Source organism: Lysinibacillus sp. FSL K6-0075 (assembly GCF_038592945.1).
Taxonomy (GTDB): Bacteria; Bacillota; Bacilli; order Bacillales_A; family Planococcaceae; genus Lysinibacillus; species Lysinibacillus fusiformis_F.
Genome location: NZ_CP151947.1, coordinates 4005052 through 4018934 on the forward strand (window position 1 = coordinate 4005052; position 13883 = coordinate 4018934).

At 32.5% G+C, this 13883-nt stretch carries 16 protein-coding genes; 2 read left to right on the forward strand and 14 right to left on the reverse strand.

The genetic code is table 11. The features are described 5' to 3' along the window. Positions 1 to 26: 26 nt before the first annotated feature. The 14 genes from MHB65_RS19975 to MHB65_RS20040 all read right to left on the reverse strand — a co-directional run bounded on the left by MHB65_RS19975 (position 27) and on the right by MHB65_RS20040 (position 12369). On the reverse strand, positions 27 to 959 hold the full coding sequence (locus MHB65_RS19975; RefSeq protein WP_342441485.1) for a hypothetical protein: 933 nt from the start codon (positions 957 to 959) through the stop codon (positions 27 to 29). Between the two features lie 32 nt (positions 960 to 991). Continuing rightward, on the reverse strand, positions 992 to 1525 hold the full coding sequence (locus MHB65_RS19980; RefSeq protein ID WP_342441486.1) for a hypothetical protein: 534 nt from the start codon (positions 1523 to 1525) through the stop codon (positions 992 to 994). An 82-nt stretch (positions 1526 to 1607) separates the two neighbouring features. Next, positions 1608 to 2540, reverse strand: coding sequence for a phage minor capsid protein (locus MHB65_RS19985; protein WP_342441487.1), 933 nt, complete (start codon positions 2538 to 2540; stop codon positions 1608 to 1610). Then, complete coding sequence (locus MHB65_RS19990) at positions 2540 to 4060, reverse strand: phage portal protein (RefSeq protein ID WP_342441488.1); 1521 nt, start codon at positions 4058 to 4060, stop codon at positions 2540 to 2542. Before MHB65_RS19990 ends, MHB65_RS19985 begins: the two co-directional genes overlap by 1 nt. A 24-nt stretch (positions 4061 to 4084) precedes the next feature. Further along, positions 4085 to 5374 (reverse strand): PBSX family phage terminase large subunit, encoded by a 1290-nt coding sequence (locus tag MHB65_RS19995; RefSeq protein ID WP_342441489.1) that lies wholly within the window; start codon positions 5372 to 5374, stop codon positions 4085 to 4087. Further along, positions 5367 to 5828 carry a helix-turn-helix transcriptional regulator gene (locus tag MHB65_RS20000; protein WP_342441490.1) on the reverse strand — a complete coding sequence of 154 codons (462 nt, stop codon included), beginning with the start codon at positions 5826 to 5828 and terminating at the stop codon, positions 5367 to 5369. Before MHB65_RS20000 ends, MHB65_RS19995 begins: the two co-directional genes overlap by 8 nt. A gap of 482 nt (positions 5829 to 6310) precedes the next feature. Next, the gene (locus tag MHB65_RS20005) at positions 6311 to 6937 is read right to left on the reverse strand and encodes a hypothetical protein (protein ID WP_342441491.1); all 627 of its coding nucleotides are present in this window, start codon (positions 6935 to 6937) and stop codon (positions 6311 to 6313) included. Beyond that, a complete protein-coding gene (locus tag MHB65_RS20010) occupies positions 6934 to 7914 on the reverse strand; it encodes a hypothetical protein (RefSeq protein ID WP_342441492.1) in 981 nt (326 codons plus the stop codon). Before MHB65_RS20010 ends, MHB65_RS20005 begins: the two co-directional genes overlap by 4 nt. Positions 7915 to 8333: 419 nt before the next feature. Further along, positions 8334 to 8846, reverse strand: a complete 513-nt coding sequence (locus tag MHB65_RS20015) for a LuxR C-terminal-related transcriptional regulator (RefSeq protein ID WP_342441493.1) — start codon at positions 8844 to 8846, stop codon at positions 8334 to 8336. Between the two features lie 63 nt (positions 8847 to 8909). Beyond that, a complete protein-coding gene (locus tag MHB65_RS20020; protein ID WP_342441494.1) occupies positions 8910 to 9230 on the reverse strand; it encodes a hypothetical protein in 321 nt (106 codons plus the stop codon). A gap of 57 nt (positions 9231 to 9287) precedes the next feature. Next, on the reverse strand, positions 9288 to 9455 hold the full coding sequence (locus MHB65_RS20025) for a hypothetical protein (protein WP_342441495.1): 168 nt from the start codon (positions 9453 to 9455) through the stop codon (positions 9288 to 9290). Positions 9456 to 9509: 54 nt separating this feature from the next. Next, positions 9510 to 9941, reverse strand: coding sequence for a DUF1064 domain-containing protein (locus MHB65_RS20030; protein WP_342441496.1), 432 nt, complete (start codon positions 9939 to 9941; stop codon positions 9510 to 9512). Between the two features lie 113 nt (positions 9942 to 10054). Then, positions 10055 to 10819: a hypothetical protein gene (locus MHB65_RS20035; protein ID WP_342441497.1), complete on the reverse strand. Its 765-nt coding sequence runs from the start codon at positions 10817 to 10819 to the stop codon at positions 10055 to 10057. A 545-nt stretch (positions 10820 to 11364) separates the two neighbouring features. Next, on the reverse strand, positions 11365 to 12369 hold the full coding sequence (locus MHB65_RS20040) for a hypothetical protein (RefSeq protein WP_342441498.1): 1005 nt from the start codon (positions 12367 to 12369) through the stop codon (positions 11365 to 11367). 786 nt (positions 12370 to 13155) lie between these two features. On the opposite strand from MHB65_RS20040, the gene MHB65_RS20045 reads away from it, so the two are divergent. Together MHB65_RS20045 and MHB65_RS20050 are read left to right on the forward strand one after the other, a co-directional pair. Beyond that, positions 13156 to 13629: a hypothetical protein gene (locus MHB65_RS20045; protein ID WP_342441499.1), complete on the forward strand. Its 474-nt coding sequence runs from the start codon at positions 13156 to 13158 to the stop codon at positions 13627 to 13629. Then, positions 13622 to 13837 (forward strand): hypothetical protein, encoded by a 216-nt coding sequence (locus MHB65_RS20050; RefSeq protein ID WP_342441500.1) that lies wholly within the window; start codon positions 13622 to 13624, stop codon positions 13835 to 13837. The genes MHB65_RS20045 and MHB65_RS20050 overlap by 8 nt, the downstream gene beginning before the upstream one ends. Positions 13838 to 13883: the final 46 nt, after the last annotated feature.

Here is a 13883-nt window from a genome sequence, read left to right on the forward strand (position 1 = left end):
CCAAACTCCTATGCCTTTTGTTTAAATTATCTAATACCCTTAATGACTGCAGCAGAACGAGCAGTAAATTCTGCAAGACCTGCATGCCACTCAATGTAGTTTCCTTTCCAAATTGGAGCGATTTCATAAGGTGACACTGTAATGCCTTGTTCACCTTCAATACCGTTTAAGCGACCACTTGCAAGGTTTAAAATATAGATTGAAGAAGTATTTTCTACTCCGTCAACAGTTTCATTTTTTGGTAATGGATTTACAGTTACAGTAGAGAATGTACCGTCTAATGCTTTCACTTGCTTTTGGAATGTACTCATACGGATAATTTCAGCCCCGTTGAATGATACGACACCTAGATTAAATGCATTAGTACTGCGTTCTAGCAAATGTTTACTCGCTAATTTGTTAACTAGTTTTACATAGTCAAAGTCATTCGCAACAATTACTAAGTCAGAAGGATTAGCAGGTTGTAATGCTAAAAGTGCTAATTGTAATTGCACTTCGTCAATGTCGTTGTTTGTTGCAGTGTAAACTAAGTCTTCTGCAATACGATTTTTAACACCATTCAGTCCTGCATCGTTTACTTCTAAATCTCCTAATAAAAATTCGTGAGCATAAGCACGTGAAATAGAAGCCATTTGATCCATTACTGCATTTTGAATAAATGAAGCAGGGTCAACCATACGTGCTAATTCTGCTTTATCTACACGGAAGTCAGCATAGAACACAGAAGTAGACTCTGTAACTGGCGTGTAGTTAAACTCTGTTTGTTTTGGTGCTTGACCTGTAAAACGAGTACCAGACCCATGAATACCGTCAGAACGGCTGAACTTAATCGCTGCTCCTTTAATCTTTTCAAATAAAATTCGTGCTGTTAAAGGTGAACCTTTTGCTAAAGACCCATAAATACCTTTTAAGAATTCTTCGGTTTGTAAATTTGAAGAATGTAATAGTGAATGTGCCATTTAATTATCCCTTCCTTTCTTTTCCTTTTTTATTAAATATCTTTTACAAATTCGCTTGCCCAATCTCCGACATATTGCTCAGTCGTTTTTGGTGCATTTGAAGTTGTTGAAGGATTTGCTCCTTCTTGTCCAATCGTTGAGAGTAAACCTTCCTTCTGTAATTCAGAAACCATTTTTTGATAAACAGTATCGACACGCTCTTTTAGAACTTTTGGATCGTTTGTATATTCGATTTCTTTTCTGTACGTGTCGCTCATTTTTCGACCATTTAATAGTTCTGTAACAGATGATTTGAAGGACTCTTGCTTCTTAACTTCTTCTGCTTCGGTCTTGAAATTCTTTAAGGAATCAAATTCAGTTAGAATGGATTTTAAGTCTTTTTCGCCTAATAGGGCTTTGATCGTATCTAACTCTGTTTTAAGAGAGTTAAAATCTTCTTCTGAAACGACTTTCGCTTCTTCTGTGTTTGTTTCTTCTTTAGTTTCAACAGTGTCTGCAACCGTTTCAACTGTTTTAGTTTCTACTTCTGTATTTTCTAAAACTTCCGAGTTATTTAATTCTTCCATTTTTATCACCTCAAAATCTAATTAGCCAATAGACACGGATTTTTCCCTTATAAGTGCATAAAAAAAAGAAAAAAGATGGGTTTTAAGCATCTTCTTTCTTTTCTTCATCATTCTCTTTTAACGTGTTGAAATTGCTTATATCTTCGTATTCTGGAATAAATGGTTTCTTCACATGACGGCAGTTTTCGTGTATATACTCCCCACCATTTGGTAGTTCAGTTATGGATTTAACAGGAGTTCCATCAGGTAAAGTGGTTACTCTCGGATCTATGGAGTATATATTTCGCTTACCGCCTTTTTTTACTACGGCATTACATTTAGAACAAGAAGTCTTATGGTCTGAATAAGTAACATAACAGAAGCCGTCTTCTAGCATTAACAACTCTGTACCCTTATTATGGGCTTTCATTGTCGCTGTGTGAAGTTTTGTTCGTGCATAGTGCAATATATCCATGCTTCGTCCATTCTTCATTGTGATAGAGTCTAGTCCCTTAGAAATGAATCGTTCAGCCAATTTATCAGAAGCCGTCTTCATACTTTCACCCGAAATTAAATTTTGCAGAACCGCATTGTTTAATTCGTTATTTATAATCGCACGTGAATTAGATAAGACACCAGCACGGGCAGAGTCTAATGCATGAAAGGTTTCCTCTAGCACGGAACGAATCGCATATTCGTCTATCTTTGAAAAGGAATCGGGTTGACGTGTAACATTAATACCATACTCAGACTGCAGATTAAGTGCTGCCCAATATTGACCCAATGCATATTGTTCTTTTACTAATAAAGGAAGATTCTGCTCTACATAAAGATTCAATTTCGCCAAATTACTGTCTATTCCTTTTATAACATTATCATAGTGTTTTTTCATTTCGCTATGAGTTTCTGCCTGTGTTGTGACTGTCATTTCGGCTTGTATCAGTTTTTTAACCATATCGTATGCATCAACTAAATCTAATCGAAGTTTTTCATTCTTCTTTTCGCGCGCTCGATATTCTGAAAATGTATATTTCATTATTCATTCACTTCTTCCTTTTCATCCTTGCTATCTGAAAGACCTAATAAGGCTGTTAAATCTCGCTCCTTACTATAATCGTTTTCGTGTGAATGGTCATTACTACTTTCTTCATTAATCTTTCTTAACTCTTCTTCAAGTTGTCGTGCATTTAAATTATCTAGTTTTTGCATAGTAGTCTCTTTACTTTGTAATCCTGCTTGATATTTAGAAATCTCTGCAATAACTGATTCTTCGTCCAAAGGAAGAGAACTGAAATGAAAGACTGTAACCCATTCTGGAGCGAATGTGATTTGACCGTATTGATAAGCCAGTTTCTGTGCTTGCCAATAAACCATTTCCATAGTGTCACTAACAACAGTTTGAAGGTTTTTAATGATTGTTAAAGAAGGAAGATAACGGAGAGTTAAGGCCTTTCCACTTTCAGGATAGTTGCCTTCCTCGATTCGTAATGAATGTGAAGGTACTCCTAAAATCGTAGACATAGCCATAGTGACTGTGAAGAGGAATTTGAAGGCTGATTCTGTATCTGCATCCCACGTTAAATATTCGGGCATTTGACCATCAACAGAAGGGTTAAAACAGAAAACGTCTTGATTGGCGAAAGTCACATACTCACTTCCATATTGGTCCATTTTAACGTCCCACCCCATGCTCTTTTGAAACTGCTTAAAGATAGTAGGTGGTAACATTAATTTAGGTGCAGCGAATATATCATTTACTCGTTTCAAGAAAGTAAAACGATTGTTGATCTCTTTAATTAAATCCTCTACATCCTCAATTGCAGAACGACCATAAAATTCAAATGGATCACGATTAAACGGCATATAATGGATTAACATTCCTGCATCATGATTTACTTGTTCAACTTCACCAACTAATCGAAAAGTCGTTGAGTTTTTATCTTTAATAAATCTTGAGATCTCATAAGAATTCTCACGATACTCCTCAATCCTTTTATACTGTACTTGCCCTATTTGGTTCTCAAAAATCAAACGATAACCAATAGGATTTGCTTGATCCCAAGGGTCTTGAATTACTTCTAAATGGCGTGGATGAACAAACTCCGTATAAATCTCAATTTCTTTATTTTTCTTACTCGTACGAACACCAGTTCTAACAACTAAACCTCCTAGCGTTAGCATTGAAATAATCATATCAAAGAGTTTGCTTTGAATTTTATTATTCTTGATGTATGTATCTAGCCATTCTTGTGCTTCCTCAGACTGTACGACAGGAGTGGGATTAGAAGATACATACAGATTAGATAAGTCTCTAAAAGCGGGCTTAATGAGGTTTACAGTCATGTATCTATCTTTATCTTCTAAAGAAAGATTTCCTGCAAATAAATCTTTATGCTCTCCTTTGTAAATCCTTTCATTTTTCTTATATCGTTTTACTTGCTTACTATCTATCCCTACTGTATTTCCCATTTTTTCTATTTCTTTAATATCTATCGTTTCTTGTGTGTCTTTATGAACGACTACATATTCAATGTCGCCTTTTTCATAATTGCTCATTGTTTTTCCTCCTTTCGTTTTTAACTACCAACTTCCACGGCCACGCTTAATGTGGGACGGAGGCATTAAGTAATCTGAAATAACTAAGTTAAAGATCTTCACATATTCATAAACTGCATAGCGTAAGGAATCCATGCAGTGGTCATTTCCATCCTTTGGATTTTCTAGAACCTCACCATTTTTATTCTGCATATATTCATAACTGCATATTTCGGCATATGTAGTTTCACAACTTTCGTCAATATAAATCATTCTTCTTTTTACATGGTCAATCCCTTCCTTCTTAGAATGTGGACCCTTTATAGTTGGGTGAATATTAAACCCTGCTAAGACAAACTCTGTAATATATCCTTTGGCAGCACAGTCTGCAACAATGGGAATCTGCTCTCGTAAGACAAATGGAAACTTATCTTTTATTAACTCAATCAAAACATTGTTCGTAATATCATTAATTACAAGTTCATGCAACACATAAATATCTTCACCTTTAACTCCTAAGACTAAAAATGCATTAGGATCTGTTGAGCCAAAATCAAGCCCACACACTAAATAGTCAAAAAAGGAATAGTCTTTTGTTGCTTTTATTACTTTGTAATTTTTGTAAACCATTTTACCTAAACTTCCCCAGTGCCCTAGAGCATAGATATTGTAATGGTTTGGGTCACGCTCTTTTATCTTTAACATTTTCTTATGGAATTTATTGTCGATAAATTTATTATCTAAATAAGTAGAATGAACAATTAAAGTATCTTCTTGCTCTTTATCAAAGAATTTCTTCTTCAACCAATGATGTTCACTAATTGGATTAAATGTCATGAAGATTTGGAAATCGTCACAGTGATCACCACGAAGACGGGTTTCTAATTGATTTAAGTCGGCCTCTTTTAATTCACTCGCCTCTTCAATCCAAATTTTTGTTGTCTTCATTAATCCCTTGACCTTTTCGGGGTCGTCTAAGCCTTTGAAGAGGATAACACTTCCATTTGGGAATACCACTTCTAAACGAGTCCTATTAACCTTCACAAGGCTTGAAATACCAAACTCGTCTAATTGTTCCATCACCTCTGCAAAGACAGAATCTCGTAATGTAGAGGCCACCTTTCGGAAGATAACAATTCTTTCTTTCTTAGCCATAGCCATTAAGACTACTTTTTGACGCATAAAAGAAGATTTACCAGATCCACCACCACCATAAAGTAAATTCATATAACAAGTGGAAGAAAGTACTTTTAAGTAGATTTCATTAAAAATATCTTCGTCAACAATTAACTTAAAACTCCTTCTATTCGCAATGTGAGTACTTCTTTTAATCATTTTCCTCACCTTCGCTGGCAATTTCTTTTTTATCTTTCTTCACATAAGTAACTTCGAATGACATTTCCTTTAATTCTTCTTCTTGCTTATCTTTGTAGTAGCCCGGCATTTTATTTTTTACTGCAAACATTAACAACTGGTCGGAAGGTGGAATGTACTTAGGAATTGTTTTAAGTTCTCCATTTTCATCATGATAATAGTGATCATAGTAATATCCTTTCGTTTTCTTCATAAAGATATTTTCCAACTCAATGTCTACTGGCATACACCATCTATCAAAGGCTTCCCTGAAGTTAGGATTCTCATTGAAGGTTTTGTACAATGTGCTTTCTGATATTCCTAAATTTTTTGCTATTTGCTTCTGTGATAATCCTAATTCGCACCATTCACGAATTTCTTTAAGATGAGGAAGAACCTTTACTTCATAGGCTGTTCTCTTTGTTTTTCTTGTCATTTTACATTCAACTCCTTTCTTTTTTATCTGCTTTTCAAATAGAAAAAGGACACAACTCTGTGAGAGTCATGCCCTTTTCCATATCTTCGGGGTATAAAAATGAAGACAATAGAGGATTTTGGAAGAATAAATAGGTTGCAGAGTTCTTTACTCTCTAAAAGTTAATTAGCCATTTAGTCTTCGTTTTTCCCTTAATACCTTCATTTTATTTTTCTAAAGTATTTAAAATTGCTAAGTGTAGTTTCTTTTTAGCGAATGTATAAAGATTTCGGCAACGCTTTTCTGAGAGTCCGATTGAGTTTGCTATATCCTCAAACTTTTCACCTTCCAATTCTCGTTGCTTTAACACTTCCACTTCATTATCCTTGAAGTTTACATGCTTTAATTCCTGCTTAAGTGAGATTAAAAAATCAACATCTTCAATTTTTCTATGCTCACTTAGTATGAAACAACAAACTTCAAACACTTCATTTGAACGACTATTAGACAACTAAATCAATGAAGTCTGATTTTGGAATCTCCTTCTGTCCTTGTCTGTTTCGCTTTGTTCGGAACGATCTTGCCAAACTTTTCTTTAATGTATTTCTTAAATACCCTTCACTTTCTAATTTTAGAAGATAGTTAGAATCTTTAGTTTTTAGTGAAGTTTCAAAAAATCTTTCGATTACTTCTTGCTTTAAATCCTCTTTATCATTTATGTAAACCTTGCGACATACACTATCTACTAAGTTTAGAAAACGGTCTGTTACGACTAGATTTCTTATGTAAGAATGAACCATTTCACTGTAAACTTCTTTAATATTTAACTCAGTATTTATATAAGACTGATCGAAGCATTCTAAGAAACTATCCATAAGAATAGTTTCTTCTAAATTTAAAACACCTTTCGATTCAATATTTTTAATTAATTTAAATAAATCCTCAACATCTTCAACTTCACTAATAAATAAGTCTTGATCTACTTTGTTTAAATCTGTTGTCTTATATAAATGAAGATAGATTTTCGTAACTCGACTATCTTCATTTCTACACTTTATTTTTTTGACTACATAGTAACCTTTATCTTCTTCACTTTCTGCTTTTTTAATGTTAAATACCTGACAAATCATACTACCCCTCCTTTTAATATAATTTTTTGAAATTTAGTTCTTAACTCTACAGCCTTTTCATTGTGACTTTCTACTAATCTCTGTAAGTTCTTAGTTATTTTTATATCTTCAAGGAATTTTTCATTAAGATTAGTCGCTTCAAGAAGTAAATCAGAAAGTTCTGACATATCGTCTATGTCTTCTTCAACTTGTTCTGTGAATAATATCTTTTCAACCTTTTCCATTAACTCGCCTTGATTAAATAAATATAAATCATACGGCTTAATACATATTTCAACATCTTCTTTTGTTGTAAATGGCTTTCTATAATCTTCTTTTGCTTTATACGCTGCTAAGGCAACTAAGGCTGACTTCCTTAGTTGAGTCGCATAATCTGTTCGAAATTCCACCTTAGAAGAACCTCTTAATGGTGAAAATGGAATGTATTGCTCCCAACTATTCTCATAAACAAGAACTTTTTTAGAGTCTTCATTAGATTTAGTTGTAGCATTGCTCCATCCACCAAAATCATAAGTTTTATAAATAGGCGAATACTCCTTACAATCGCTTTCCTGCTCTTGTTCTTCGTATAATTCCTCAGCAATTTGTTCTGCTAAATCACTGTCAATTTTGATATGCTTGCTAAATCGAACAGTGTCTTTTACTAACTTCTTATATTCTTTTTCTAAAGAAGTATCAAAGAACATTTCTTCGAATAATTCGTTTAAAGTTTCTTTAGAGTAAGTTCTATACTTTGAAGGATCTAATGTAAATAAATCTTCTAATTCAATAAGACTAGAAGTTTTATCTAATCTCGAAATATAAACTACGTATATATATTCTAAAACACCACAACCTGTTTCAATCTGCTTTTTATATAAAAAACCAAAACTTCCCCAAATACCACTCTCTTTAATCAACACCTCGTCACCTGTAATTTCTGGAACTAACTTTAACTTTAATAAATATTTCTTATCTTTAATTTTTAAACTCAACATTCTCTATCCCTTCCTTCCTTCCTTCCTTCCTTCCTTCCTTTCATTTCCACAATCGCTTTATCTTTTTCATGCAAGAAGCCCGAACCTTTCAGCACGGACTTCTTGCAAATATATACCTTTAGGAGGTGTTTTTTCTTTGGTCGTACTCGCAGGGATTGAACCTGTCATAAGCACCAGCAGTACGAGAACTTGCAAGAATGAATGTAATCCAACACTCTCGCAAGTAGTATGTTTTTGTAACGTGTTGTTTTTCTGCTGTAAGGAGTAATATCAACAATCGAAAGGGGGTTCAATATATGTCTTTATCTTTTGTCCTTACACTATATACCCCGACAAGAACTTATGTTCTGTTTCATAGAAAATAAAAAAGTTTTAACTAAATTAGAATTATTTTTCTAAAGAAGTTAAAACCTTTTTATTTATCTTAAAGATACTTTTAGTTTTTCAATTTCGCGTGTAATTGTACTTTTATTTACCTTCAATTTTTCAGCAATTTCAGTTCTCGTATGTCCTGCTGCTAACATTCTGCATATAGTTTGTTGTCTAGTCGAAAGGCCATTAGGAAGGAATAAATCTACCTCCTGTGTATATTTTAATTTATTCGTGTTTTTTTCGTCATTCATATCTTCATATACAACAGTTACCTCTTGATCTTTTAAATACTTGCTTTTTCTAGAAAATTCTCGCAGAATATCACGTGCGAAATCATATGCTTTTGTGTAAAAATGACTCGTTTTAAGGCTCTCATTTTTATTCTCTAAGTAAAATTTAATCAATCTAAACTGAACTTCTGAGATCATATCCTCTTCTAAAAAATTAAATGATAAGTTGCTTTTGTTAGTTAAACAAGCCTTTCTTACCGCTATAACAACCCACTGCTTGTAGGTTTTGTTACCATATATTAAGTTGAATAATTCTTCTTTTGTTATCATAAAAATCTCCTCCTCTTCCTCCACCGACCTCCCCTCAGAGGCGGGGCTGCCTCGTAATAATTATTATTTACGACATGTACTATTAACTACATAAACTGGTGTAAAACAACCTTCGCCATTTTTATAAGTTAACTCTATATAAAGAATATCTTCATCTTCATATTCCAGTGAATGTAGGATATCGTACTCTTCATAAGCACTTGTTTCAGAGTAAAATATTTGAAAACTATCAACTTCTTTATATGTGTGCAACATAATCTGTATTTGCTCTAAAATCTCCTCAAATGAATCGAACGAACCATTATAATCATCCATACCTCCACTCGGATAAAAGTCAATTATCGTAAATAACCATAACTTCTTACTTGTATCTATCTTTTTCACAATCCCTCAACCTCCTTCCCTTTCGGCTCACTCTAGAGGAGAGCCTCGCCTTGTTGCCTATTCGCTTAACCTCTGCTCTACAAGGATTTGGTACTCGTAAAATAAGTGATCTAAATCTACATGAGTAAATTTGTCTTCAATTTTTTCTTCCAACACTTTATCAAAAAGTGGTACTAAAATATCGTTTCTACTTTCTGTTAGGATTTTTTCTAAAAATTTGTTCATAATAAACACCTCCTATAAGTCTTTTCAACATATCAATTAACGACCCTTTTTTTATCACCTTATTTTTTTATTTTTATACCAATTTAAACCTAAAGCAGGATAGTCACATCTGGTATGTACTGCCTTACAAAACCATCGACTTCGCTTGCGATAAACAATCGCAAAATCAACATTTTCACCTACTTCTGTTAACTTCTTTAAAACTGAAAAAGTATTGTTGATTAAATTTCTTTCGTCTTTTAAATGGCCTTTAACATCAATTAAAATCTTACTATTGTCATTAAAAACAACTACGAAATCTGCTGTGTAAATTCGGTCTAATTTCTTCTTGCCTTGCAATATAAATCCTTTTTGAACGACATATCTTACTTGTCTTTCAAAGTCTTTTATTAATCCTTTTTCCTTCTGATTTATAAGGAAAATAAAATAATCTCTTTCAGTTTCACTATCAAACTCTATATAATTGTAAATACATTTTTTAGCCACAATAAACACCTCCTATATCTACAGTTGAGGATAGTAAGACGAATACCTTCTTTTTTGAATAAGAAAATAAAAAATGACTCGAACAATTACTCAAGTCATTTTTTATTAATTATTTAGTTTGCTTTTTTCTTTTGTTGACAGTTCCAGCATAATGGCTTTCCGTGAATCTCAGTTGATTTTTGAATTACATTTTTACTCGTAATCTCATATCCACAATCTGAACAAGGAACAGAATTGTTTTGATTGTTTTGACTAGGCATTTGAACTATATTTTTCTGAACATTCATTTGCTCAAAGTTTGGCTCTTGACTGTTATTTTTATTATCGTATTGCTCTTGATTTACAGGCTGATTATTTGGCTTATAAGCCTGTTGTTTACTTCTTACACCCTTAATAACCAAGGATATATCCTCACTGCTTGTCGGCATTCCAAGACGTTTACAAGCGTCTTTAAATGCTGAACTTTGAACACTTTTTAAAGTGTTGTGGTCGTATGTTACTGCACCTTCTGCAGTTTTAACATTTAATTTAGCACCACCTACACCTGTAAACTGAACACCACACACTGTAATTGTACAAGTACAGTACATGTTACCTCCATTTAGTTTGTATTCTCCATATTCTTCTGAAATATTAACAGGAAGAAATGCTTGATACAGTCTTTGTCGGCAGTAAGTAGGAATTACACTGTAATTTCCTTTGTGATTGTCTTTTAACTCCTCGAATTTGAATGGAGTTCTTAGGAAGTTAAAAACTTCAATAATTTTCGCTTGTGGAATATCTGTAAAACTTTGATAGTAACTATCTATAATATAGTAATTTTCCATTACCACTGCTTGTGTCCCTTGTCCGAATTGATTAAATGCTTGATTGTTCATATTAATATCCCCTTTCGATTTGCTGTTCGCAAATAATGTAGTATGTGCTACATATATCAATAACTAACTTTTCGATTTAACTAAAGTAAATACCTTTTTCTACACAAAAAAATATTTACTTTTATAAATCTTTTTGTTATAATATATAATTTACTCATTTAGATAGTAATACCTTTTTTTATTTATTATTTTTTTAAACTTCCTTCTGGATATCTTTTACATAAGGTGGTAATATATAGTTATCACTTAGGACAGGGTGGTCGGAGGCATACAGGCTTTCGTTATGTTTGTATAACTTAATAGTTAAATCCTAGAATTTAATATTAAAAATACTTTATGGATATCTGTCTATAATAATAAGATTTGCAAATCTTTCTAGAGTAATGAGTAGTGGTTGTTTTTGGTGTCATATTAACACCTCCTTTCTTTTGTGATAGTAAAATACATGTGGAAGACGGATGGCGGAAAACATCCGTTTTTCATCATCATATAAATAAAAAAGACCTACAGGAATGAACGTTCGCTGTAAGTCTTTTTTTGTTTAATTAGAATGGCAAATCGTCATTTTCTTCTTCAACATGTTGGTTAGAATAACTTGCTTTAGTTGCTTCTGCTGTTTCTTTATTTGCTCCTTCAATACGTTGTTCATAATAACTTCTGTCAGTTGCTGCTGTTTCTTTCTTTGCTTGCTTAACAACAACCTTAAATGATTTTACTTGCTCAAGTCTTTTATTTAATTTAGCAAGATCTTCTTTACATAAGGAGTAAATAAAACCTCCTAAATTTTGAACCTTTTCTAGATTCGATTTACTTAATATTTCAAGGATTACTTCCTGTTCATTTTCGTCTTTTTCTACAAATGATTTATATCCATTAAAATCTAAATCATTACTGTCTAAAAACTCTTTAAAAGCCTTTATATTAGGCTCTACATCTTCTTCTTCCTTAGTATCTACCTCTTCACTAGGCTTACTATCTAAGCCGTTTAGAAGCCCATTAGCAACGATTCTGAAACTATCTAATGCTAACACCTCAGCAACAGTAGAAGAAGGATAACCTGCCTCTAATAGTCTTTTTTCAAGATCTACTTTTTCCTTGCTATTCTGTCCTCCATTTACAAAATCAGCATACTCCTGCACCAACTGTTCAGCACGACCTTCTGTAAAAATAATTTCGCTCCAAAACTTAGGAATAATAATTTCAGCAGGAAGTGGAACAGGTTTAATAATAGTATATTCTGTGGCCTTTTTAGAATTAACTCTATACTTTGCACTAATTAATCCTAACTCCTCTAAATTTGAAATTATCTTCCCAATCGACTTTATATGTAGACCTGTTAGATCTGCGATATGTTGATCAGTTATGTAAAAGTCAAACGACTTCTGATTCCAGTCTATTTGCCCTTTAACGAGGTTCTTCTTTAATGCTATGGCTTGCTCTAATCTCACTAAAAGACTTAGTACAGCCCAATCCGAACCTTTTAGGATAACCTCCCATCCTAAGATTGAATATAAGTCTGTAAATTGTTTGTATGTTTTTACTAATTGCATATAAACTCCCCCTTTCGAAATAATATGCTTATGTATATCTTTTCTTCTTCAGAGTAAACATTCCTTTTTTTATTTGGAATTTTTTCTTCCAAAACGGAATTTTTTATTACCCTTAAAAATCGAAGTGGAATTTTTTCTTCCAAAAACGGAATCTTTTATTCCAAGAATGGAATCTTAGATTCCAAAAAAGAAGGTTTTTCGGAATAAAAAGTTACCCCATCATATATAATAAATATCTATAAATAGAATAAATCATCTGATGGAAGACGATAGTTGGAATTTTAGATTCCAAAGAGAACTTTTTACACCAAAACTACAAGAACTATATTTAAAGAACTTTATGACTTATATACTTTCAAGAACTTTCTTTTTTCAAAGTTAAAAACCAAATCTACAACATTAGTTCTTTTAATAGGAAGAAACTCTTTTTTTACCAAAACAACCTCTTAAAACAACCAAAAAGATCTTTTACTTTAAAAAGAAAATGTTCTTGAAAGTAGTAAAGAAATTAAGTTCTTAAAAAGAGGGTTTTTACTTTGAAAAAAGAAATGTTCTTGAAAGTAGTAAGTTTTAAAGTTCTAAAATCTTTTTTAAAAAAATTTTAAAATAAAAAAGGTTTTTTGATAGAAAAGAAAAATTATATATTATAACAAACAAAATCATTACTTTCAATAAAATTTTTAAAATAAAAAAGGTTTTCGTTTTAAAGTATTGAAATTACAAGTATTAAGAAAATGCAGCACACACTGCATTGTTGCAACAGGCAACACGAAAGGGGAAATTTATATGTTAAAAGAAAACAACAAGTTTAAAACAATCAATGGGATTATCGAGGTAAATGCGGATTTAAATACTGCTGAACTCTATGATCTTCAGATTAAGAAAGAATTCGGTCAAGACGAAATAATTCAAGACTTAACAATGCAACAAGCAATGGATCTCCTTGATACTTACCAACAAGAAGAGATTGATCTAGAAGTCAAAGAACAAGAAAGAGAACTTCTTTTAAAAGCAGCAATTACTAAACACGAAATCGAAGCAGAATTAGAAAGAATTGCTTCTAAAAAAGCGATTAAAGAAGAGTTGGACTTTCAAGAAAGTTTAAATCAAAAGCCTTTCAAATTAGTCCCAGCGGAAGCAGTTACAGAAGAAAACACCCATCTAATGGAAAAGACACAAGATGGATTTAATAAATACACTGAAACAGCATACGGAAAATTCGTTCACCAACAAGTTAAATTAGGTGGCGAACATGAGTAATATTATAAAAGTAGTTAAGCCAGTTGAAAAAGAAATTGCCGAAAAAAGACAAGTTACACTTACAGTGTGTAATATGTTTTGGGAGGGATATATGACTCCAGACAACTTTAAAGATTTCCTACCAACAAGCATGACAGAGGAAGAAAAAGAAACACTTTTAAATAAAATAGTTGTACAAAAAATAGAAGCAATTCAACAAACTTGCTGATAAAAAAGAGACTTACTCCTAAAATGTGATAGGAATAAGCCTCTTT

What these genes read in the sequence shown, in the direction of transcription:
- MHB65_RS19975 (WP_342441485.1), bottom strand. Translation starts at nt 959, where the DNA reads ATGGCACATTCACTATTACATTCTTCAAATTTACAAACCGAAGAATTC.
- MHB65_RS19980 (WP_342441486.1), bottom strand. Translation starts at nt 1,525, where the DNA reads ATGGAAGAATTAAATAACTCGGAAGTTTTAGAAAATACAGAAGTAGAA.
- MHB65_RS19985 (WP_342441487.1), bottom strand. Translation starts at nt 2,540, where the DNA reads ATGAAATATACATTTTCAGAATATCGAGCGCGCGAAAAGAAGAATGAA.
- MHB65_RS19990 (WP_342441488.1), bottom strand. Translation starts at nt 4,060, where the DNA reads ATGAGCAATTATGAAAAAGGCGACATTGAATATGTAGTCGTTCATAAA.
- MHB65_RS19995 (WP_342441489.1), bottom strand. Translation starts at nt 5,374, where the DNA reads ATGATTAAAAGAAGTACTCACATTGCGAATAGAAGGAGTTTTAAGTTA.
- MHB65_RS20000 (WP_342441490.1), bottom strand. Translation starts at nt 5,828, where the DNA reads ATGACAAGAAAAACAAAGAGAACAGCCTATGAAGTAAAGGTTCTTCCT.
- MHB65_RS20005 (WP_342441491.1), bottom strand. Translation starts at nt 6,937, where the DNA reads ATGATTTGTCAGGTATTTAACATTAAAAAAGCAGAAAGTGAAGAAGAT.
- MHB65_RS20010 (WP_342441492.1), bottom strand. Translation starts at nt 7,914, where the DNA reads ATGTTGAGTTTAAAAATTAAAGATAAGAAATATTTATTAAAGTTAAAG.
- MHB65_RS20015 (WP_342441493.1), bottom strand. Translation starts at nt 8,846, where the DNA reads ATGATAACAAAAGAAGAATTATTCAACTTAATATATGGTAACAAAACC.
- MHB65_RS20025 (WP_342441495.1), bottom strand. Translation starts at nt 9,455, where the DNA reads ATGAACAAATTTTTAGAAAAAATCCTAACAGAAAGTAGAAACGATATT.
- MHB65_RS20035 (WP_342441497.1), bottom strand. Translation starts at nt 10,819, where the DNA reads ATGAACAATCAAGCATTTAATCAATTCGGACAAGGGACACAAGCAGTG.
- MHB65_RS20040 (WP_342441498.1), bottom strand. Translation starts at nt 12,369, where the DNA reads ATGCAATTAGTAAAAACATACAAACAATTTACAGACTTATATTCAATC.
- MHB65_RS20045 (WP_342441499.1), top strand. Translation starts at nt 13,156, where the DNA reads ATGTTAAAAGAAAACAACAAGTTTAAAACAATCAATGGGATTATCGAG.
- MHB65_RS20050 (WP_342441500.1), top strand. Translation starts at nt 13,622, where the DNA reads ATGAGTAATATTATAAAAGTAGTTAAGCCAGTTGAAAAAGAAATTGCC.